At 63.9% G+C, this 21,343-nt stretch carries 19 protein-coding genes; 10 read left to right on the top strand and 9 right to left on the bottom strand.

What is annotated here, in order from left to right:
• Positions 1 to 38: 38 nt before the first annotated feature.
• Entirely contained in the window at positions 39 to 986 is a 948-nt protein-coding gene (locus IX761_RS05915; RefSeq protein WP_194788687.1) for a LysR family transcriptional regulator, read from the top strand.
• Here IX761_RS05915 and IX761_RS05910 read toward each other — a convergent pair.
• Positions 928 to 1,146, bottom strand: a complete 219-nt coding sequence (locus IX761_RS05910) for a PA3496 family putative envelope integrity protein (protein WP_194788686.1) — start codon at positions 1,144 to 1,146, stop codon at positions 928 to 930. The genes IX761_RS05915 and IX761_RS05910 overlap by 59 nt on opposite strands.
• A 158-nt stretch (positions 1,147 to 1,304) precedes the next feature.
• Positions 1,305 to 2,171 carry a transcriptional regulator HexR gene (gene hexR, locus IX761_RS05905; protein WP_023630201.1) on the bottom strand — a complete coding sequence of 289 codons (867 nt, stop codon included), beginning with the start codon at positions 2,169 to 2,171 and terminating at the stop codon, positions 1,305 to 1,307.
• Positions 2,172 to 2,274: 103 nt separating this feature from the next.
• On the opposite strand from hexR, the gene zwf reads away from it, so the two are divergent.
• The gene (zwf, locus tag IX761_RS05900) at positions 2,275 to 3,717 is read left to right on the top strand and encodes a glucose-6-phosphate dehydrogenase (RefSeq protein WP_194788685.1); all 1,443 of its coding nucleotides are present in this window, start codon (positions 2,275 to 2,277) and stop codon (positions 3,715 to 3,717) included.
• Between the two features lie 166 nt (positions 3,718 to 3,883).
• Here zwf and IX761_RS05895 read toward each other — a convergent pair whose 3' ends face one another.
• Positions 3,884 to 6,760: a putative bifunctional diguanylate cyclase/phosphodiesterase gene (locus IX761_RS05895; RefSeq protein WP_194788684.1), complete on the bottom strand. Its 2,877-nt coding sequence runs from the start codon at positions 6,758 to 6,760 to the stop codon at positions 3,884 to 3,886.
• A 240-nt stretch (positions 6,761 to 7,000) separates the two neighbouring features.
• Between IX761_RS05895 and uvrD the strand changes: the two genes are divergently transcribed.
• The 3 genes from uvrD to IX761_RS05880 all read left to right on the top strand — a co-directional run bounded on the left by uvrD (position 7,001) and on the right by IX761_RS05880 (position 10,805).
• Positions 7,001 to 9,184 carry a DNA helicase II gene (uvrD, locus tag IX761_RS05890; RefSeq protein WP_194788683.1) on the top strand — a complete coding sequence of 728 codons (2,184 nt, stop codon included), beginning with the start codon at positions 7,001 to 7,003 and terminating at the stop codon, positions 9,182 to 9,184.
• Positions 9,185 to 9,431: 247 nt separating this feature from the next.
• Entirely contained in the window at positions 9,432 to 10,283 is an 852-nt protein-coding gene (locus IX761_RS05885; RefSeq protein WP_194788682.1) for a Tim44 domain-containing protein, read from the top strand.
• A 114-nt stretch (positions 10,284 to 10,397) separates the two neighbouring features.
• Positions 10,398 to 10,805 carry an SMI1/KNR4 family protein gene (locus IX761_RS05880; protein ID WP_194788681.1) on the top strand — a complete coding sequence of 136 codons (408 nt, stop codon included), beginning with the start codon at positions 10,398 to 10,400 and terminating at the stop codon, positions 10,803 to 10,805.
• A gap of 139 nt (positions 10,806 to 10,944) precedes the next feature.
• Here IX761_RS05880 and IX761_RS05875 read toward each other — a convergent pair whose 3' ends face one another.
• Entirely contained in the window at positions 10,945 to 12,705 is a 1,761-nt protein-coding gene (locus tag IX761_RS05875; RefSeq protein WP_194788680.1) for a cation:proton antiporter, read from the bottom strand.
• A gap of 323 nt (positions 12,706 to 13,028) precedes the next feature.
• On the opposite strand from IX761_RS05875, the gene IX761_RS05870 reads away from it, so the two are divergent.
• Positions 13,029 to 13,514 (top strand): acyl-CoA thioesterase, encoded by a 486-nt coding sequence (locus IX761_RS05870; RefSeq protein ID WP_194788679.1) that lies wholly within the window; start codon positions 13,029 to 13,031, stop codon positions 13,512 to 13,514.
• Here IX761_RS05870 and pdxY read toward each other — a convergent pair.
• Positions 13,511 to 14,383, bottom strand: coding sequence for a pyridoxal kinase PdxY (gene pdxY / locus IX761_RS05865; RefSeq protein WP_194788678.1), 873 nt, complete (start codon positions 14,381 to 14,383; stop codon positions 13,511 to 13,513). The genes IX761_RS05870 and pdxY overlap by 4 nt on opposite strands.
• A 120-nt stretch (positions 14,384 to 14,503) precedes the next feature.
• Between pdxY and IX761_RS05860 the strand changes: the two genes are divergently transcribed.
• Positions 14,504 to 14,896, top strand: coding sequence for a DUF3301 domain-containing protein (locus tag IX761_RS05860; RefSeq protein ID WP_194788677.1), 393 nt, complete (start codon positions 14,504 to 14,506; stop codon positions 14,894 to 14,896).
• On the opposite strand, the gene IX761_RS05855 is transcribed toward IX761_RS05860, so the two are convergent.
• From IX761_RS05855 to zigA, 3 genes are all read right to left on the bottom strand, one after another.
• Positions 14,897 to 15,871, bottom strand: a complete 975-nt coding sequence (locus IX761_RS05855) for a CobW family GTP-binding protein (RefSeq protein WP_194788676.1) — start codon at positions 15,869 to 15,871, stop codon at positions 14,897 to 14,899.
• A 100-nt stretch (positions 15,872 to 15,971) separates the two neighbouring features.
• Positions 15,972 to 16,604 carry a DUF1826 domain-containing protein gene (locus IX761_RS05850; RefSeq protein WP_194788675.1) on the bottom strand — a complete coding sequence of 211 codons (633 nt, stop codon included), beginning with the start codon at positions 16,602 to 16,604 and terminating at the stop codon, positions 15,972 to 15,974.
• A complete protein-coding gene (gene zigA / locus IX761_RS05845; RefSeq protein ID WP_194788674.1) occupies positions 16,601 to 17,809 on the bottom strand; it encodes a zinc metallochaperone GTPase ZigA in 1,209 nt (402 codons plus the stop codon). Before zigA ends, IX761_RS05850 begins: the two co-directional genes overlap by 4 nt.
• A 114-nt stretch (positions 17,810 to 17,923) precedes the next feature.
• Here zigA and IX761_RS05840 point away from each other — a divergent pair, with 114 nt between their 5' ends.
• A complete protein-coding gene (locus tag IX761_RS05840; protein WP_194788673.1) occupies positions 17,924 to 18,301 on the top strand; it encodes a glutamine synthetase in 378 nt (125 codons plus the stop codon).
• A 25-nt stretch (positions 18,302 to 18,326) separates the two neighbouring features.
• On the top strand, positions 18,327 to 19,208 hold the full coding sequence (gene folE2 / locus IX761_RS05835) for a GTP cyclohydrolase FolE2 (protein ID WP_194788672.1): 882 nt from the start codon (positions 18,327 to 18,329) through the stop codon (positions 19,206 to 19,208).
• A 27-nt stretch (positions 19,209 to 19,235) separates the two neighbouring features.
• On the opposite strand, the gene IX761_RS05830 is transcribed toward folE2, so the two are convergent.
• A complete protein-coding gene (locus IX761_RS05830) occupies positions 19,236 to 19,763 on the bottom strand; it encodes a DUF3617 domain-containing protein (RefSeq protein ID WP_194788671.1) in 528 nt (175 codons plus the stop codon).
• 129 nt (positions 19,764 to 19,892) lie between these two features.
• On the opposite strand from IX761_RS05830, the gene cls reads away from it, so the two are divergent.
• Positions 19,893 to 21,332 carry a cardiolipin synthase gene (cls, locus tag IX761_RS05825; RefSeq protein WP_194788670.1) on the top strand — a complete coding sequence of 480 codons (1,440 nt, stop codon included), beginning with the start codon at positions 19,893 to 19,895 and terminating at the stop codon, positions 21,330 to 21,332.
• The last annotated feature ends 11 nt before the right edge of the window (positions 21,333 to 21,343 follow it).

Here is a 21,343-nt window from a genome sequence, read left to right as displayed (position 1 = left end):
GTTTGTCTGGGGCGTCGAGAAAAATGCGTAAGTCATTGATGCGTATGACATTGCGTCAATTGCAGGTCTTCAATGAGGTGTGTGATTTACGCTCCTACAGCCGGGCGGCCGAGGAAATGGCGTTGACGCAACCCGCCGTAAGTCTACAAATCCGTCAGCTCGAGGAGCTGGTCGGCCAGCCATTGTTCGAGTACGTCGGCAAGAAGCTCTACCTCACCGAGGCCGCCGAAGCGCTGCAGCGGGCCAGCCGCGACATTTTCGGGCGCCTGGAGAACCTCGACATGCAGCTGTCGGACATGCAGGGCTCATTGCAGGGGCAGTTGAAGCTGGCGATCGAGTCCAGCGCCAAGTACTTCGTGCCACACCTGTTCGCCGCCTTCAAGCAGCGTCACCCGGAGGTCAACCTGACGCTCACGGTGGTCAACCGGGCCCAGGCGATCCGGCGGCTGTCGGACAACCGCGACGACCTGACCGTGATGTCGATGGTGCCCCAGGACATGGGCCTGGAGTTCCTGCCCTTTCTCAACAACCCGATCATCGCGGTGGCGCCGCCGAACCATCCGCTGTGCAAGCTGGACAACCTGCGCCTGCAAGACCTGGAGCCTCATACGTTGCTGGTCCGTGAACAAGGTTCTGGCACGCGCAAGGCCTGCGAGGAGTTCTTCAAGGACAAGCGCGTGCACTTCACCCAGACCCTGGAGGTGGCCTCCACCGATTCCCAGCGCGAATGCGTGGTGGCCGGGCTCGGGATCGCCCTGCTGACCCGCCATGCGGTGAACATGGAGCTGGCCACCGGTGTGCTGCACGAGCTGCCGGTGGAAGAGCTGCCGCTGTACCGCAGTTGGTGCCTGGTGCAGTCCAAGAGCAAGCGGCAATCACCGGTGGCGCTGGCGTTCCAGGCGTTCATCCGCAGCGAACGTGCGCAGATCAGCGGGCTTGTGGAGCGTTTTTCGGGGAAGCTGCCGCCGATACCTGCCACACCGTGATGTCCTGCAGGTCGGGGTAGTCAGCGATGGAACGCAGCAGTTCGCGCTGGTCGCAGTAGCTCTCGATGGCGCGCCGGTACTCCATGCGGCGCTGGTCCTTTTCCTGCTGCTTGCGAGCCTTGGCGTTGGGTTGGTAGGAACCGTCGTGTTCACGTGCCATTGCCTGTCTCCCAGATAGGATGCGGGGAGTTTCAGGGTGGCGAGCTTGTTTTGCCGTTTAGCTGCCGATGGGTGACAGAATCGTGAATTTTGCCAGCCTGCACAGGCCTCATCGCCGGCAAGCCGGCTCCCACAGAGGTACGCGATGAGGCCCTATGGTCAGTCGTCGGTGGCCTTGATCGACTTGGGCGACAAGCGCAGGCTGCGCAAACTGCGTTTCACGCTCTTGAGGTGGTTGACCAGGCTCGGCCCGCGGGCCATGGCCACGCCCATGGCCAGCACATCGATCACCACCAGGTGGGCGATACGCGAGGTCAGCGGGGTGTAGATCTCGGTGTCCTCGTGCACGTCGATGGCCAGGTTGACCGTCGACAGCTCGGCCAGCGGTGTCTGGCTGGGGCACAGGGTGATCAGGTTGGCGCCGCTCTCACGCACCAGGTTGGCGGTAATCAGCAAATCCTTCGAGCGCCCGGACTGCGAGATGCACACCGCTACATCGCCTGGCTTGAGGGTGACCGCCGACATGGCCTGCATGTGCGGGTCGGAATACGCTGCGGCGCTGAGCAGCAAGCGGAAGAACTTGTGCTGGGCATCGGCCGCCACCGCGCCGGAAGCGCCAAAGCCATAGAACTCCACGCGCTGGGCCTGAGCCATGGCCGTCACCGCCTGCTGCAAGGCCTGCGGGTCGAGGTGCTCGCGCACTTCCATCAGGGTGTGCAGGGTGGTGTCGAAGATCTTCAGGCTGTAGTCGGCGACCGAGTCATCTTCATGGATGGCGAACTGGCCAAAGCTCGCGCCGGCGGCCAGGCTTTGCGCCAGCTTGAGCTTGAGGTCCTGGAAGCCCGAACAACCGATCGCCCGGCAGAAACGCACGATGGTCGGTTCGCTGATACCCACGCTGTGCGCCAGGTCGGCCATCGAGCTGTGCATGACGGCAGCCGGATCGAGCAGCACGTGGTCGGCCACTTTCAGTTCCGATTTGCGCAGCAGGTGCCGCGATTGGTCGATATGTTGCAACAGATTCACGGGATGGACTCGGTTATGATCGGCTGGCCGGGATGTAGCTTTCTTGTAGTTATACTACATGCTCGCCAACCCGCCCAGTTAAACGAACGTGGAGAGTGGTGGTTTGACTATACCGTGCGACATCCTGGTTTTCGGCGGCACGGGCGACCTGGCCCTGCACAAGCTGCTGCCGGCGCTCTACCACCTGTATCGCGAGGCCCGCCTGCACAACGCCGTGCGGATCATTGCCCTGGCCCGGCGCAACCTGCCACGCCTGGACTACCTCAAGCTCGCCGAACGCCACTGCCGGGCGCAGATCGCCCGCCAGGACTTCGACGAGGAGGTCTGGCAGCGCTTTTCGGCGCGCCTGGACTACTTCCCCATGGACGCCGCGCAGAGTGCTGACTTCGGCCGCCTGGCCCACTACCTGGGCGAGGCTGGCGGGCTGACCCGCATCTACTACCTGGCCACCGCGCCTCAGTTGTTCGTGCCCATCGCCAACCATCTGCGCATCGCCGGCCTGGCCGACAGCGAGGCGCGCATCGTGCTGGAAAAGCCCATTGGCCATTCGCTGGAGTCGGCCACCGCCATCAACGAGGCGATCGGCGCGGTGTTCGACGAACCCCAGGTGTTCCGCATCGACCACTATCTGGGCAAGGAAACCGTGCAGAACCTGATGGCCCTGCGCTTCGCCAACGCCCTGCTGGAGCCGGTGTGGCGCAACAGCCAGGTCGACCATGTGCAGATCAGCGTCTGTGAAACGCTGGGCGTGGAAAATCGTGGCGCCTACTACGACCGCGCCGGCGCCACCCGCGACATGCTGCAGAACCACCTACTGCAGTTGTTGTGCCTGGTGGCGATGGAGCCGCCGGCGCAATTCGACGCCGAGGCGGTGCGTGACGAGAAGGTGAAGATCCTGCGCGCACTCAAACCCATCACCGGCCAGGACGTGCAGGACAAGACCGTGCGTGGCCAGTACGGGGCCGGCAAGATCGGCGGCCAGGAAGTGCCGGCCTACTACTTCGAGAAGGATGTGGACAACGACAGCGACACCGAGACCTTCGTCGCGGTGCAGGCGCACATCGACAACTGGCGCTGGGCCGGTGTGCCGTTCTACCTGCGCACCGGCAAGCGCATGGCACGGCGCTCGTCGCAGATCGTCATCCAGTTCAAGCCGGTGCCCCACGAGCTGTTCAGCGGTGGCCAGGTCAACCAGTTGCTGATCCAGCTACAGCCGGATGAACACATCAGCCTGCGCATGATGACCAAGAGCCCGGGCAAGGGCATGCGCCTGGCGCCGGTGGAGCTGGACCTCAACCTGGCCCAGGCCTTCGCCCAGACCCGTCGCTGGGACGCCTACGAGCGCCTGCTGCTGGACGTACTGGACGGCGACTCGACGCTGTTCATGCGCCGCGACGAGGTCGAGGCTGCCTGGGCCTGGGTCGACCCGATCCTGCAGGGCTGGGAAGCACACTTCCAGGCACCGCGCCCCTATCACGCCGGCAGCAATGGCCCCGAACAGGCCAACAGCCTGCTGGCGCGCCAGGGCCAGGCCTGGCACCTGTAACCACGACGGACATGGGCGCAACTGTCATGCGCAAACGTCTGTAGGAGCGGCCTTGTGTCGCGAAAGGGCTGCATCGCAGCCCCAGACTTTTGTGCCCTACATTCGATCGCCGAGGCCGCTCCTACAGAGCACATGCAAAACCAGTCGCTCCCACAGCCCTGCACGCCTAGCGCATCAGGTCGGCGGTTGAGCGCTCCAGCAACGCCCTGAACGCCGTGGCATCCACCGGCCGGCTGATCAAGTAGCCCTGCACCTCGTCACAGCCATGTTCGCGCAGGAACTCCAGCTGCTCGCGGGTTTCCACCCCTTCCGCCACCACCTTCAATTGCAGGCTCTTGGCCATGGCGATGATCGCCCGGGTGATCGCGGCATCCTGGTTACCCTCCAGCAGGCCGCGGATGAAGGCCTGGTCGATCTTCACGTAGTCCACCGGGAAGCGCTTGAGGTAGCTCAGCGATGAATAACCCGTGCCGAAATCGTCGATGGCCAGCTGCACGCCCAGCGCATGCAGTTGCTCGAAGGTGGCGATGATGTGCTCGACACTGTCCAGCAACTGGCTTTCGGTCAGTTCCAACTCCAGCAGGTGGGGTGCCAGGCCAGACTCCTGCAACACCTGGCGCACCAGGCTGACCAGCTTGCCCTGGCGCAGCTGGTACACCGACAGGTTGACCGACACCCTGACTTCCAAGCCCTGGCGCAGCCACTCGCAGGCCTGCCAGCAGGCCTGGCGCAGCACGAACTCGCCCATCGGCGCGATCAGCCCGGTTTCTTCGGCCAGGCCGATGAACTCCCCAGGCGGGACCATGCCCCACTCCGGGTGCTGCCAGCGCACCAGTGCTTCGGCGGCGTGCAGCTGGCCCGTGCGCAGGCACAGCTTGGGCTGGTAGTAGACCAGCAACTGGCCTTCGTCGATGGCTCGGCGCAGCTGGTTCTCCAGTTGCAGGCGCTCCAGGGTGCTGGCGCGCAGGCTTTCGGTATAGAACTGGAAGTTGTCGCCGCCCAGGTGCTTGGCGTGCTGCTTGGCCATGTCGGCCTGGCTGACCAGCGCATTGAGGTCGAAGGAGGCGTCCGACAGCAGGCTGATACCGACCGAAGCACTGATCACCAGCTCATGCTCGCCCACCCGCTGGGGGACCCGTAGCTTGTCGAGCAGGCGCGTGGTGACCCGCACCAGGCTGGAGAGGTTGCTGTAGCCGTCGAACAGGATGGTGAACTCGTCGCCGGAAAGCCGCGCTACGGTATCGGCCTCGGGCACGGCGTTGGCGATGCGCTGGGCCATTTTCTTGAGCAACTGGTCGGCCAGCTCGTGGCCGAGGCTTTCGTTGAGCAGCTTGAAACGGTCCAGGTCGACGTGCAGCAGCGCCAGGCTGCGCCCGTTCAGGCGCATGCGTTGGGCCGCCTCGTGCAGGCGCATGCGGAACAGCGCGCGGTTGGCCAGGCCGGTGAGGTCATCGTAGTGGGCCAGGTAGCGCAGGCGCTCTTCCGACTCGCGCCGCGCCGACAGGTCGGTATAGAAACCGACCACATTGGCGATCCGGCCCCGTGCATCACGCACGCTGTTGAGCTGCAGCCATTGCGGGTACAGCTCGCCGCTCTTGCGCGCCTCGACCAGCTCGCCCTGCCAGCGCCCCTGCTGTTCAAGTGACTGGCCAATGGCCTGGCTATGCCGGCGGGCATCGCGGCTGCAAGACAGCTCCAGCACGTTGCGGGCGATCAGCTCGGCGCGGCCGTAGCCGGTCACGTCGCAAAACGCCTGGTTGACCGCCAGCAACTGGTAGCCTGCATCGAGGATGGCGATACCCTCGCTGGCCGCCTCGAACACCGTGGCCGCCAGGCGCTGCTGCTCTTCCTGCTCCTTCTGCGCGGTGATGTCGCGACGGGTGCCGAGCATGCGCACCACCTTGCCCTCGACATCGCGCTCGACCGCCCGGCCGCGGTCCTCGATCCAGCACCAATGCCCCTGGGCATGGCGTACCCGATACTCGACCCGGTAGTCCTCGGTGCGCCCCTTGAGGTGCTCGACCAGGGTGCGCCGCAGCAGCGGCAGGTCATCGGGGTGCAGGCGCGGCTTGAGGTCGGCGCGTACCGAGCGGACCTGCTCGGCATCCAGGCCGAACAGCGCATGCAATTGGGTGTGATGCACCTCGTCGCTCGCCAGGTTCCAGTCCCACAGTCCCAGCTCGCTGGCCTGCAATGCCAGCGCCAGGCGTTGCTCGCTCTTGCTCAGGGCCTGGTTGGCCAGGTCCAGCTCATGGCTGCGCTGCGCCACGCGCTGCTCCAGGCCGCCATGGGCCAGGCGCAGGGCCTCCTCGGCCTGGCGACGCTGGCGAACCTCGGCACTGAGCTGGTGGTTGAGGTCCTCGGCGTGACGCTGGGCACTTTGCAAATGGTCGATCAGCGCCTGGTTCTGGAAGCGTCGCAACAGGCCGCGCTCGATCAGCCGATTGACCTGCCAGGCCACCACCACCAGCGCGCCCAGCAAGATCAGCCCGAGCCAGCCCCAGCCACGCTGGTGGCCGGCGTCATAGGCAAACAGGAAGGCAATCGGTGGCAACAGGCAGGGGATGGCGAAACTGAGGAAGGCCGGCAGGCTGACCGCATAGGCGACGCTCGCCGACAGCGCCGCCACGCCCAGCAAGCCGAACACCCAGGCCTGCTGCACGAAGTTATCCACAGGGACCAGGGCGATGGCCGCGCTGGCCAGCGTCAACCCGCTTAACGCCGAGCCGGCGAGGAACATCCGCCGCCAGTTGGGCCGCGCCTGGCGCAGCGGTGGCGCCGCTTCGAACGCCGCCACCTGGATCACCCGCAGGGCGACCAGCGCCAGCAACCAGGCCAGCCACACGCTGACCAGCAGGTAGCGCGCAGGCGCCCACAACAGCCAGGCGCAGAGCAGACCGGTCAGCAACATGAACAGCGTGGGCAACAGCGAGCCCTGGTACAGCAGGCGGGTACGCTCGACCGACAGCTGGGTGGCGAATTGCCTTCGCACGCTGCGCGTCGTCTGCGGCGATGCATCGATCGCCATGCAATCCTGGGTCATAGGGCTGGTTTCTTGTTGTGTTCTTGTTATGGCAGACCGCAAATGTGCAGGGAGAATACACAAGGGTTGCCCGGGACCAAACTGCTCTACGTCATGATTTTGAAAATGTCCCGCGCGTCGAAGCGCGACCGCTCAACCACGCAGCCCCGAGGAACTTGCCGATGAACGGCAGATCGCGCTTTCGTGCATTTGCCCCGCTGGCGTTTGCCCGTGCCCCCTGCCCGGCCCTAGAATGGCCGGATGCACAATGACGACCTCTCCCTCCTGCTGAACTCCCTCAACGACGCTCAACGCCAGGCTGTAGCAGCCCAGGTCGGGCGGCAATTGGTACTGGCCGGCGCCGGCTCGGGCAAGACCCGCGTGCTGGTGCACCGTATCGCCTGGCTGATCCAGGTCGTAGGGGCCTCCCCCCACTCGATCCTGTCGGTGACCTTCACCAACAAGGCCGCGGCGGAGATGCGCCAGCGTATCGAGCAACTGCTGGGCATCAACCCGGCCGGCATGTGGGTGGGTACCTTCCACGGCCTGGCCCACCGCCTGCTGCGCGCGCATTGGCAAGAGGCCGGGCTGGCGCAGAACTTCCAGATCCTCGACAGCGACGACCAGCAGCGCCTGATCAAGCGGGTGATGCGCGAAATGGGCCTGGACGAACAGAAGTGGCCGGCTCGCCAGGCCCAGTGGTTCATCAACGGGCAGAAGGACGAGGGCTTGCGGCCCCGGCACATCCAGGCCGGTGGCGACCTGTACCTGAGCACCATGCGCGACATCTATGCCGCCTACGAGCAGGCCTGCGAGCGCGCCGGGGTCATCGACTTCGCCGAACTGCTGCTGCGCGCCCTCGACCTGTGGCGCGACCAGCCCGGCCTGCTCGAACACTATCAACGCCGCTTCCGGCACATCCTGGTGGACGAGTTCCAGGACACCAACGCCGTGCAGTACGCCTGGCTGCGCCTGCTTGGGGCCGGTGGCGACAGCCTGATGGCGGTGGGCGACGACGACCAGTCGATCTATGGCTGGCGCGGCGCCAAGATCGAGAACATCCACCAGTACACCAGCGACTTCCCCGATGCCGAAATGATCCGCCTGGAGCAGAACTACCGCTCCACCGGTGGCATCCTCAAGGCCGCCAACGCCTTGATCGCCAACAACAGCGGGCGCCTGGGCAAGGAGCTGTGGACCGACATGGGCGAGGGCGAACCGCTCACGCTGTACGCCGCGTACAACGAGCACGACGAAGCGCGCTACGTGGTCGAGACCATCGAAAGCCTGATCAAGCAGGGCAACGCGCGTAACGAAATCGCCATCCTGTACCGTTCCAACGCCCAGTCGCGGGTGCTGGAAGAAGCCTTGCTGCGCGAACGCATCCCCTACCGCATCTACGGTGGCCAGCGCTTCTTCGAGCGCGCCGAGATCAAGAACGCCATGGCCTACCTGCGCCTGCTCGAAGGCCGCGGCAACGATGCCGCGCTGGAGCGGGTGATCAACGTGCCACCGCGTGGTATCGGTGAGAAGACGGTCGAGGCCATCCGCGACCATGCCCGCCACAGCCAGGTGTCGATGTGGGAAGCGATGTGCCAGCTGCTCGCCGCCAAAGCGCTGAAAGGCCGCGCCGCCAGTGCCCTGGGTGCGTTCATCGAGCTGATCGAGAACCTCGCCGCCAAGGTGCTGGACATGCCGCTGCACCTGATGACCCAGACGGTCATCGAGCAGTCCGGGCTGATCATCTATCACCAGGAAGAAAAGGGTGAGAAGGGCCAGGCACGGGTAGAAAACCTTGAGGAACTGGTCAGCGCTGCGCGCAACTTCGAGACCAGCGACGAGGATGCCGACCTGTCGCCGTTGTCGGCGTTCCTCGGCCACGCCTCGCTGGAGGCCGGCGACAGCCAGGCCGACGAGCACGAAGACAGCATCCAGCTGATGACCCTGCACAGTGCCAAGGGCCTGGAGTTCCCCTACGTGTTCCTTGTGGGCATGGAGGAAGGGCTGTTCCCGCACAAGATGAGCCTGGAAGAACCCGGCCGCCTGGAAGAGGAACGCCGCCTGGCCTACGTGGGCATCACCCGGGCCATGCGCCAGCTGATCATGACCTACGCCGAGACCCGTCGCCTGTACGGCAGCGAAACCTACAACAAGGTGTCGCGTTTCGTACGGGAGATTCCGGCTGGGCTGGTTCAAGAGGTGCGTCTGTCGAATTCCGTCAGTCGTCCGTTCGGCGGCGCCAAGGCGCCCGCCAGCAACCTGTTCGCCAATGCCAATATCCCGCAGACCGCGTTCAACCTCGGCCAGCGCGTACAGCACGCGGTGTTTGGCGAGGGGGTGATCCTCAACTTCGAAGGTTCTGGCGCCCAGGCCCGGGTGCAGGTGAACTTCGCCGAAGGTAGCAAGTGGCTGATGCTGGGGTATGCGAAGCTCGAGGCGATCTGAAGGCCTTGTACCGCCCCTTGTAGGAGCGGCCTTGCGCCGCGAAAGGGCTGCCCAGCGGCCCGCTTTTGTCAGCGACGCAGTGTTGCAGGTGTATCACCATTGCCCACCCTGGGGCCGCTATGCGGCCCTTTCGCGGCACAAGGCCGCTCCTACAGGCAAAAGCTCGAAACATCTTGTCGCTAGCTATATCCATGCCTTCATGTGCACCATGACGCGCGTGCAATCCACAAAATGGGAATCCCCACTTATGCAACGTTTTCTTAGCATCGCTCTGGCGCTCTGCGTCGGCCTGACGCTGAGCCTCGACGCCAACGCCAAGCGCTTCGGTGGTGGCAAGAGCTCGGGCGCCGCGCCTATCCACCAGACCCGCCAGGCCTCCCCGACCACTCCAGCCGCCGCCCCGACCGCGCCAGGCCGTGCGCCAGCCGCCGCCAGCGGCGCTTCGCGCTGGCTGGGCCCGCTGGCCGGCCTCGCCGCCGGTGGCCTGCTGGCCTCCATGTTCATGGGCGACGGCTTCCAGGGCATGCAGATCATGGACTTCCTGATCATGGGCCTGATCGCCTTCCTGGTGTTCCGCTTCATCGCCGCGCGCCGTCGCCAGCAGCAGCCGCAACACGCCGCCGCCGGCCACGCCCCGTACCAGCGCGAAGCCCAGCCGCAAGCCGCTCAGCCGTCGATCTTCGGTGGTGCCGCAGCGCCAGCCGCAGCCGCTGCCACGGTCAAGGCCCCGGCCTGGTTCAACGAAGCCAGCTTCCTGGCCGCCGCCCGTTCGCACTTCCAGTCGCTGCAGCAGCACTGGGACGCCAACGAGATGGACAAGATCGCCGAGTTCGTCACCCCGCAAATGCTCGAGTTCCTCAAGCGCGAGCGCGCCGAACTGGGTGAAGGCTTCCAGTCCACCTACATCGATGACCTCGATGTGCAACTGGACGGCGTCGAAGACCGCGCCAACCAGACCGACGCCACCCTGACCTTCCGTGGCGTGTCGAAGACCTCGCGCTTCGACCAGGGCGAAGCCTTCAGCGAAAGCTGGCACATGGTTCGCGCCCAGGGCGAGAACCAGCCTTGGCTGGTCGCGGGTATCCGCCAGAACGGCTGACCGTCGCGCGCTGCACAAAAAACCCCGGGCCCGTCCCGGGGTTTTTGCTTTTGCCATACCCGGCTACTAGGGTATAACGCGCAGCGTTGTCATCAAGGTCAGAGGATGTGAACCGTGGAAGAAGTGATCGAGCAACTCCGTGAAGCCAACGAGCCGGTACCGGTGCCGCTGGAGCTGCCGGACGAGGATCAGCTGGTTGAAATCGAGGAAGAGCTGTTCATCAACATCCCGTTCGTGTTCAAGGAATTCCTGCTAACCGTCAGCGACGTGGTGTACGGCTCGCTGGAGCCGGTCACGGTCACCGACCCGCAATCGCACACCTACTTGCCGGAAGTGGCGGCCAATGCCTGGGACGCCGGCGTGCCCCGCGACCTCATCCCGATCTGCCAAGACGGTAACGACTACTACTGCGTCGAGGAAGACGGCACCGTGGTGCTATGGGACGGTGAAGAAGAAACAGTGGGCGAAGACAGCTGGGAATCGGTCTGGCACTGGGCGCGGGATGTCTGGCTGGAAAGCTGAATGAGAAATAACCGCATAAATTGATGGCTCATGGCCACTTAATACCCGTAGAATCGCCAGGCTTTCTGCGCCTGGCGACACTGCTACCGCTCCATCCCCTCGGACGACGGTGAAGCCGCGCGCAGAGAGCGTTTGCCGCTCAATGCACCTGGTCGCGGTTGTTCTCCAGGGTCTCCAGCAGGGCCACCTGCATGCGCGTATGCACGCGGATGAGCCAGCGCCACAACAGCGCCACCACCCCCGCCGCCACCACCACGATGATCAACAGCAGCTCGCTGGTCGGCAGGATGCTCGCCGACAACGCCGCGAGCAGCAGGAAGATCACCAGCAACGACAGCAGCGGGATCACTTCGGCGATCACCCGGCGCACCCGTTGCGTGTGGCGCCCGGCCATCTCCGGCTTGACGCCCATCTCCGCCAGCAGCATCGACAGCGCCTTGAGCTTGCGGTACGCCGCAATCAGGAACGGCAGCGACAGCAGCAACGCCGCGCCCCAGATCAGCGCCTTCTGCTGACCGACATCGCCCACCCATTCGCTGAGCCAAGTACCAATGCGCCCGGCGAAATAGCCACCGCTGAAGAAGATCGCGATCACCAGCGCCAGGTTGACCCCAACCTGCAGCAGGATGCGTCGGATCATCGCCGCCAGCATGGCACCCTCGCCCTGTGGCTGGATGCTGCGCAGCCATTCGCCGTACAACGACAGCACCCGCGCCAGGCGGCTCGGCACCACCTTGCCCAGTTTCAGCGACAAGGGGTCGGCGGCGCGAATCAGATAAGGCGTGAGCAGCGTGGTGATGGCCGATACCGCCACCGCCACCGGGTAAAGGAAGTCGCTGGTTACCTGCAAGGTCATGCCCAGCGCGGCGATGATGAACGAGAATTCGCCGATCTGCGAAAGGCCCATGCCCACTCGCAGTGAGGTACGTCCGTCATTACCGGCGATGAACGCGCCCATACCGCACGACAGCATCTTGCCCAGCACCACCGCGAGAGTGATCACCACGATCGGCCAGGCGTACTCGACCAGAATCGACGGGTCGATCATCAAACCGATGGCGACGAAGAAGATCGCGCTGAACAGGTCGCGAACCGGTTCGATCAAACGCTCGATCTTCAGCAACTGCCGCGACTCGGCCATGATCGCGCCGATCAGGAAGGCCCCGAGCACCATGCTGTACTCGAGCTTGACCACCAGCAGGCAGAAGCCGAAGCACAGCCCCAGCACGGTGATCAGCAGCATTTCGTTGCTTTCGAACTTCGCCACGTAGGCCAGCAACCGCGGCACCAGCAGGATGCCGATCACCAGCGCGACGATCATGAACAACGACAGCTTGCCGACAGTGGAGAACACCTCGCCGGAGCTGACCGAACCACTCACGGCGATGCCCGACAGCAAAGCGATGATGCCGATACCGAGGATATCTTCAACGATCAACACACCGAAGATCAGCTGAGCGAAGCGCTCGTTCTTCATCTTCAGGTCGTTGAGCGCCTTGACGATGATGGTGGTCGAGGAAATCGCCAGGATCGCCCCGAGGAACAACGAATCCATGGTATTCCAGCCGAACCAGCGGCCGATCTCGAAGCCGATCCAGATCATCAGCACGATTTCCAGGAATGCCGCGATGAACGCCGTGGCCCCCACCTTGAACAGCTTGCGCAGGCTGAACTCCAGCCCCAGGCAGAACATCAGGAAGATCACCCCCAGTTCAGCGAGGGTCTTGATGGTGTCTTCATCGTGGATCAGGCCGAACGGCGGTGTGTGGGGGCCGATGATGAAGCCGGCGACGATGTAGCCGAGCACCACCGGTTGCTTGAGGCGGTGGAAAACAATGGTGACCACCCCGGCGACCAGCATGATCACCGCCAGATCCTGGATAAAGCTGATGGCATGCATGGCGTGATACTCCTTGTTCGCGGCACGGGGCGGACCACTCCTCGGTCAGAAAGGGCTGACACAAAGAGCAGACTCATACTGTTGTGGTAGGTGAAAAAGCCCGCATTGCATGGGCGCTGTCAGGTTAACATCGCCCCCTGTCGTAATTTGCCGATGCAATATGCAGAAACAGATCGGCCGATCCGGCACCGCCGATGGCAAGATCGGCGTGACGATGGCGCCTCAGCCGACGTCCCGTACCAGGATGGGAAACCACAAAGAGGGGAATAGAAGTGTCAGCAGATACCCACCCCGATTCAGCGCAACCTCACCGTGAGCTCACTATGGAACCTGGAAACGCCCAGCTGACCATGACCGTCCTGATGACCCCGGACATGGCCAACTTTTCTGGCAACGTACATGGCGGCACCCTGCTCAAGTACCTCGACGAAGTCGCCTACGCCTGCGCCAGCCGCTATGCCGGCACCTATGTGGTGACCCTGTCGGTCGACCAGGTGATCTTCCGCGAACCGGTGCATGTCGGTGAGCTGGTGACCTTCCTGGCCTCGGTCAACTACACCGGCAATACCTCGATGGAGGTGGGCATCAAGGTGGTCACCGAGAACATCCGCGAACGCTCCGTACGTCACTCCAACAGCTGCTTCTTCACCATGGTCGCAGTGGATGACGACCGCCGCCCGGTGAAGGTGCCACCGCGCCAGCCGCAGAACAGCGAAGAAAAACGCCGCTTCCTCCAGGGCCAGCAGCGCCGCCAGATCCGCCAGGAGCTGGAACAGCGCTATCAGGACCTCAAGACCGACTCGATCTAGTAGGCCAAGCGCTGCGCCTCGAAGCGCACGCGCGGGTGGGCGATACGATCCTGGGCCCGCACCAGCTGCAATTCGTAGCTGGCGCAGGCCTGGGTTTCCAGCAGCACCTCATGCACCGCGGCCGCGGTGAACTCGAAGGCCTGTAGCCAGCTATCGCCGAGCAGCACCCGGGCCAGGAACAACCCCGACGTGAGGTCGCCCACACCCACCGGCTGACGCGGGAACGCCAGCAACGGGCGGCGCAGATGCCAGCTACCCTCTCGGGTCACCAGCAGCATCTCGAACGAGTCGTCGGCGCGCCCTGGGTAGTTCAGGTGCTTGACCAACACCACTTGCGGCCCGCGCTCCAGCAACCCGCGGGCCATGACCACGCAGTCCTCCAGCGATTGCGCCCTGCGCCCGCAGAAGCTGTCCAGCTCCAGTTGGTTGGGGCAGACGATGTCGGCCTTGGCCGCCGCCTCCTCGAGCAGGAACTCACTCACCTCGGCCGGCACGATGCAACCTTTCTCGGCGTGGCCCATGACCGGGTCACACAGGTACAGCGCCCTGGGGTTGACCACCTTGATCCGCGCCACGCCGGTGAGAATTGCCCGCCCCTGCTCGGCGCTGCCCAGGTAGCCCGACAACACCGCATCGCAGTGGCCCAGTTCGCCGATGTTGGAAATGCCTTCCACCAACGCAGGAATTTGCGCTGGGGCAAGCACTTCCCCGGCCCACTGTCCATACTGAGTGTGGTTGGAGAACTGCACGGTGTTGAGCGGCCAGACATTGACCCCGACCCGCTGCATGGGAAACACCGCAGCGCTGTTGCCAGCGTGTCCGAAGACCACATGGGACTGAATGGCGAGCAGGTGCGGCGTTCGTTTCATGCAGGGCGCTTCCGAAACTGTGTGGATAAGTGTGCGGCCCGCAGTATGAACCCGAATGCCATCTGTACGACAGGCCAGAGACGCAGTTAAGCTGGCTCTACCTGTCTGGAGCTTACGCAAATGCTGACCCTGGAAAACCTCTTCGTGCTGATGCTGGTGGCGACCGCCGGTGCCTGGTTGTGGCACAACCATGGCCTGCGCGAAAAGGCCCTGGCGCGGGTCAAGCAGCATTGCACAAAGCTCGACCTGGAACTGCTCGACGACGCCGTGGCGCTCAAACGCATCGCCTTCGTGCGTGATGCCAACGGCCGCAAGCGCCTGGCACGCATCTACAACTTCGAGTTCACCGTCACCGGTGAGCAGCGCCACCCCGGCACCGTCACCCAGTTCGGCGCCCACACCATGCAGATCGAATTGGCCCCCTACCCCTTCGAAATCAAGACGCCGCCGCGCACCGACAACGTCATCGAGATGCAGCAGTGGCGCCAGGAGCACAACCGCTGGCGCAACTGATCACTCGATCAGGCGACACGCCGCCAGTGCATGCTGCAGCGCCACCAGTGGCTGTGGCGTGGTGAAGATCAGTTCCAACCGCGAATCCTTGCGCCATTCACTGGGCTGCCACGTCGCACTTTCCCCATCCAGGCCGTTGAACGACAGCCAGCCGTCCTTGCTGTGGATAACCCCCTTGGCCCGCCGCCATGGCTGGGCTTGCAAAAAGTCCCGCAGCCGCACTGCATCGAAGCGCTGCGCTGGGTGCCAGCGCCAGCCGACGCTCCAACCGCCTTCACCCTGCTGTGCCTGACAAATCGGTACCGTTGGATCTGTCCACAGGTCGGCCATCGGCGCAGCCGAATTGTCCACAGCCAACCTCGCCAAGGCTCCCCCAGCCTCACCAACAGTAGAAAAACCCGGGAGCCGTTCCAGCGGCAATGAGCCGTGATCAGTCCAGAAGCTCGGCAAGGCGGGGAGCTGGGCAGTTATCAACAGGCGCTGGGTGTCATCCACAGCCGCCGACTTGTTGAGCACCAGCAACGCAGACGCCATCAAGGCAGCTTGCTGCGCCTCGGGCAACGGTTGGCCCAACGCCAGCGCCTGGGCATCCAGCACCATGAGCATAGGCTGCACCGCCAGCACACCGGTCCATGGCGCCTGTTCCAACTGCTGCAACAATTGCCGGGGATGCCCGAGCCCGGAGGGTTCGATGAACAACCGGTGCGGGCGGGCCTTACGCAGCAATCGACCGAGGCCGACCTGAAACGGCATACCGTTGACGCAACACAAGCAGCCTCCCGCCACCTCGCCAATGGCAATGCCATCGTCGTCGCAGGCCAGCAATGCCGCATCCAGGCCAATCTGCCCGAACTCGTTGACCAAGACAGCCCAACGCTCGTTGCCCGGGCGTTGCGCCAACAGCTGGCGGATCAGGCTGGTCTTGCCGGCGCCCAGCGGGCCCGCGATCACGTGGGTGGGAATGTTCTGCAGCATGGTTGTGTGCCTGGTCTGAAGTGGCTCAAGTCTACCGCGCGTGGGCGCCGGCATGCTCCGGGATCGAGACAAACGCCCGCCAGCTCACTGAAGCCGGTATTCAGGCCAACCAATCCAAGCTCAGCAACAAGCGCCGCTCACCAGGCCCAGTCAGCGGTGAACGATGGACCAGCCCCGCCCCCTCGTTACCCAGCCATTTTTCGCCTTTGAGCACAGCCACCTCGCCAGCCACAAGCCGCCGCACCTTATCCACAGGCGGCTGCTCAGGCTGCATTCGCGCACGCTCGATCGCCCCTTCCTCCACCCACTCACTGCCGGCCCCCGCGTAGGTGGTCAACAGCCGCAGCGGCACATGGTCGACATGAAAGCGCGGGCACATCGCACCGTCCAGCACACGCAAGCGCAAGCCAACCCGCCGAGCCCCCAACAGGCAGGTGAAAGCCGCCACCAACCAGGAAACATCAGCAACGAAACCTTCGTAGCCATACAGGTCAGCCGCTTCCCTGAGCAAGCCGTTGAGCTCGGGTGCCCGCTGCTCATCCACCTCGATCACCCGCTCGTCCGTCAGCATCTGCCCCAGGCTAAGCACCAGCGCAGCAAAGTCTTCCACCTGCGCCGGCAACTGCCGCTGCCACACCGCCAGATTGACGCCATCGTGCAGGATATCGGTCAATGCCTGTGGCGTCGGCCCGAACACCTGGCAGATATCCACAACCCGCCGCGTCGGCATCATGCCGCCTCCCCCTCGACCCAAGGGCCGAAAGGGTCCGGCAAACGCAGCCAGGCCTCGGGTCCCTGCGCAATCTCTTCATCACTCAACAAACAGGCATCCAGTGCTGTGGATAACTGTGCGAAGTCGATGTTCTGCCCGATGAATACCAGCTCTTGCCGGCAATCACCGGTTTCCGCCGACCACTGTTTGAGGATCGCCGCAGTGTTCTCCTCATCCTGCGGCCACTGCTCGCGCGGCACAAAACGCCACCAGCGCCCCGCCAGGCCATGGCGCATCATGCCCCCGGCCTGCGACCAACTGCCGGCCTCCTGGTACTTGCTGGCCAGCCAGAAGAAGCCCTTGGAACGCAGCAGGCGCCCGTTGCGCCACGGTGTGTGGATAAAGTCGAAAAAGCGTTGTGGATGAAAGGGTCGGCGCGCCTGCCAGGTGGTCGTGGCGATACCGTACTCCTCGGTTTCCGGCACGTGTTCGCCGCGCAGTTCCTGCAGCCAGCCCGGCGCCTGGGCTGCCTGGTCAAAGTCGAACAGCCCGGTGTCGAGGATGCGTGACAGGGCAACCTGGCCCATCACCATCGGCACGATCTGCGCACGGGCGTTGAGGCTGCGCAGAATGGCGATCAACTCTTCACGCTGATGCTGGCTGATCAGGTCGATCTTGCTCAACAGCAGCACATCGGCGAACTCCACCTGCTCGATCAGCAGATCGCTGATCGAGCGCTCGTCCTCTTCACCCAGCGTTTCGCCGCGGCTGGCGAGGCTGTCGGCTGCCTGGTAGTCACGCAGGAAGTTCAGGCCATCGACCACCGTCACCATGGTGTCCAGCCGCGCCATGTCCGACAGGCTGCGGCCCTGCTCATCACGGAAGGTAAACGTCTCGGCCACCGGCAGCGGCTCGGAGATACCGGTGGACTCGATCAGCAGGTAATCGAAACGGCCCTCCCGTGCCAGCCGAGCGACCTCTTCCAGCAGGTCTTCGCGCAGGGTGCAGCAGATGCAACCATTGCTCATTTCCACCAGCTTTTCTTCGGCACGGTTGAGGCTGACATTGCGCTGCACTTCACTGGCGTCGATGTTGATTTCGCTCATGTCGTTGACGATCACGGCGACACGCAAACCGTCGCGGTTACGCAGGATGTGGTTGAGCAGTGTGCTCTTGCCGGCCCCCAGAAAGCCGGACAGCACGGTGACAGGAAGACGGTTGGGCATGACGGACCTCATCGGGCGGGCGCATTCGAAGCGATGCATTGCGCGATGTTATAGTATAACAATACAATTTCGCCAAGCCGTATCGCCCGAACGGTCGCCAGGAGAACACTCGTCATGAAATTGCCCTGCCTCGCGGCGTTGCTGCTGGCCGCCCTGCCAGTGCCACTGCTGGCCATGCCCCGCACCGATCTGGCGCTGTGCACGCGCAGCGCAACGTTGCTCGCCTGCCAGGACAGCAAAGGCAACTACTACAGCGTGCGCACCGAAGGCAGCAGCTTTTACCTGCGTGGCTATGAAGTGGCGAGCAAGCGCCTGTGGGCACAGACCAACAGCCGCTACGGGGCACTGACCTTCTTTACCGGGCTGGCCAGCGATGGCGAGGCCTGGGTCGGCTATAGCCGGCGCATCGGCTGGACCACCATCAACCGCGTCTCCAGTTCCAGCGGCCAACGTTTCAACCTGCATTGCAGCCTCATCGGCGGCTGCCGATGAACACCACCCAACCCAGGACTACGCCATGACCAGCCTCAACCTCCCCGACGTCGCCGCACAGAGCAGCCAACAGGCCATGCCGCTGGACTGGGTCGGCATGTGTGGCATCGCCTTACCGCTGCTCCTGGACGGGCAAAGCGTGACAGCCTATGCCGACGCCGGCGTGAACCTGGGCGATGGCGCCTCTCGCGGCATTCATATGTCGCGCCTGTACCTGGCGCTGGAGGCACTGGAGCACCAGCCTCTGTCACCAGCACTGCTGTTGCAAACGCTCGAACGCTTCCTGGCCAGCCACACCGGGTTGTCCAACAGTGCTTATCTGCGGCTGAGTTTCGACCACCTGCTCAAGCGTGCCGCCCTGGTCAGCCCGCTGGCGGGCTGGAAGCGCTATCCGGTTAGCCTCGATGCCAAGCTGGAAAATGAAATGTTCCACGTGGAACTATCGGTGCACATTCCCTACTCCTCGACTTGCCCATGCTCTGCGGCGCTCGCCAGGCAATTGATCCAGGAACGCTTCGACGAGGAATTCGCTGACCAGCCACTGAACCGAGACCGCATCCGCCAATGGCTTGGCAGCAGTGAAGGCATCGTTGCAACACCGCATAGCCAGCGGAGCACGGCCAAGCTTCAGGTGCGGCTTTCGGGGCGTGAGCTGCAACTGTCGGACCTGATCGACAAGGCGGAGGCGGCTTTGGGCACCGCGGTGCAGACAGCCGTGAAACGTGCCGATGAACAGGCCTTCGCCTTGGCCAACGGCCAGAACCTGATGTTCTGCGAGGATGCTGCCCGGCGCCTGCACGTGGCGTTGCGCCAGTTGGCTTGGGTGGAAGGGTTCAATCTGCGCGTGGAACATGCAGAGAGCCTGCATGCCCACGATGCGGTGGCCGTCAGCCGATACCGCTGGTGAAGCGAAGATATCGCGGTCAAGCCCCCGTCAGCTGCGCGGCTTGACCGTTCCACAGTCACTGCCCAGCCATACCGCCCGGGTATCCATGCTGCCCTGTTGCTGCACACCGGAGGCATTGAAGGTGCCGTTCACCTTGGTCAGGAACTCCTTGTCACTGAGGAACGTGGCCTGCCCTTGCCCCTGGGCTTTCGGGCAGCTGAACTGGAACTTCCAGACATTGCCCGTGCGATCGGTAATCTTCTGGGTGCAGCCGGACTGCGGGTCTTGCAGGGGAATGTCATTGGTCTGCACCTGCTCCGGGGTCAGGCACGAACGCACACCCTTGCCACCGACGCTGATGCCTTGCTTGGCCAACACCCCCTCCATCATCGCCCGCTGCTCCGGCGGCAGGTTCTTCAGTTGGCCGAGCATGAACTGCATATCGGGCAGCGGTTTGCCATCCACTTGCATGTTGCTGGTGGTCAGTTCCCACAAGCCGGGTTGCAGCATCTGCGCGTGAACCAACGGGCTACCCAGGCCCACGACCAGGGCAAGCAGTGGCAGACGAATATTCATGGATCGAAGCTCCTCGTAATACCGGCTCTGGCCGGACTGTGCCGTTAGACGTCATTTTCCCTTACAGGTTGCAGCGCCCCCCACGAACGTGGTCTGTTAGCGGCAGTGCTCTCTGAAAGCAGGATGCGTATGGATTACCACAGCCCCTACTTCTTCGGTTACGTGCTCGGCCTGATTCACCTGCTCGGCATCATCGCGGCGCTGCACGCGGTGTTCACCGTCCGTACCGCCCAGGGTGCGATCGCCTGGGCTATGCCGTTGTTCTTCATCCCCTACTTCGCACTCATCCCCTACCTCATCTTTGGCGCCCGCTCGTTCTATGCCTATATCCAGGCCCGCCGCCAGGCCAACCAGGAGATGCATGTGGCCATGGCCAACCTCAACTGGCGCCCTTGGGTGGAAGAGGCACTGACTGCGCGAGAGTCCGACAGCTATGCCGCCCTGCGCGCCATGCCCAAGCTGGGGCGCATGCCATGCCTGGCCAACAACGAAGTGAAGCTGCTGATCGACGGCGCCGCCACCTTCCGGGCGATCTTCGCCGCCATCGACAATGCCCGTGACACGGTGCTGGTGCAGTTCTTCATCATCCATGACGACACACTCGGCCGGCAGCTCCAGCAACTGCTGCTGCGCAAGGCCGCCGAAGGCGTGCGGGTGTTCGTGCTCTATGACCGTGTCGGCAGCCATGCGCTACCCGCCAGCTACAGCCAGGTGCTGCGCGACGGGGGCGTGCAGATCCAGGCATTTGCCACACGCCGTGGCCTGTTCAACCGATTCCAGGTCAACTTCCGCAATCACCGCAAGATCGTGGTGGTGGATGGGCTGCTGGGCTTTCTCGGCGGGCATAACGTGGGCGACGAATACCTGGGTGGCCACCCTCGCCTGTCACCCTGGCGCGACACCCATGTGCAGGTCAGCGGCCCGGTACTGGCCTGCCTGCAAGAGTCGTTCGCCGAGGACTGGTTCTGGGCCACGCGCCAACTGCCGCCGCTGATCCTCCCCGATGCCTACCCCGAAGATGGTGTGCTGTGCCAAGCGCTCGCCAGCGGCCCGGCCGACCCGCAGGAAACCTGCGCCTTGTTCTTCCTCGAGGCGATTCACTCGGCTACCCGCCGCGTATGGATCACCAGCCCCTACTTCATCCCCGACGAAGCGATCTTCGCCGCCCTGCGCCTGGCGGTGCTGCGTGGTGTTGATGTACGCATCCTCATCCCCTCGCGCCCCGACCACCGCATCGTCTATGCGGCCTCCAGCCTGTTCGCCTTCGAAGCGGTTCGTGCAGGGGTGCGGATGTTCCGCTACCAGCCAGGGTTCCTGCACCAGAAGGTGGTACTGGTGGACGATGAGATCAGCGCCATCGGCAGCGCCAACCTCGACAACCGCTCGTTCCGCCTGAACTTCGAGATCACCTTGCTGACCGTGGACCGTGCCTTCGCCGACCAGGTCGAACAGATGCTCGAGCGGGATTTCGATCAGGCCAGGGAGATCACTGCGGAAGACAGCCGGGACACGCATCGCCTGCAACAACTGGGGATGCGCATCGCGCGGCTGATTTCACCGATCCTGTAGCGCGGCGGCGT

It is taken from the genome of Pseudomonas sp. UFMG81 (genome assembly GCF_015354575.1).
GTDB lineage: Bacteria > Pseudomonadota > Gammaproteobacteria > Pseudomonadales > Pseudomonadaceae > Aquipseudomonas.
This window is presented reverse-complemented; position numbering and strand designations above follow the sequence as displayed.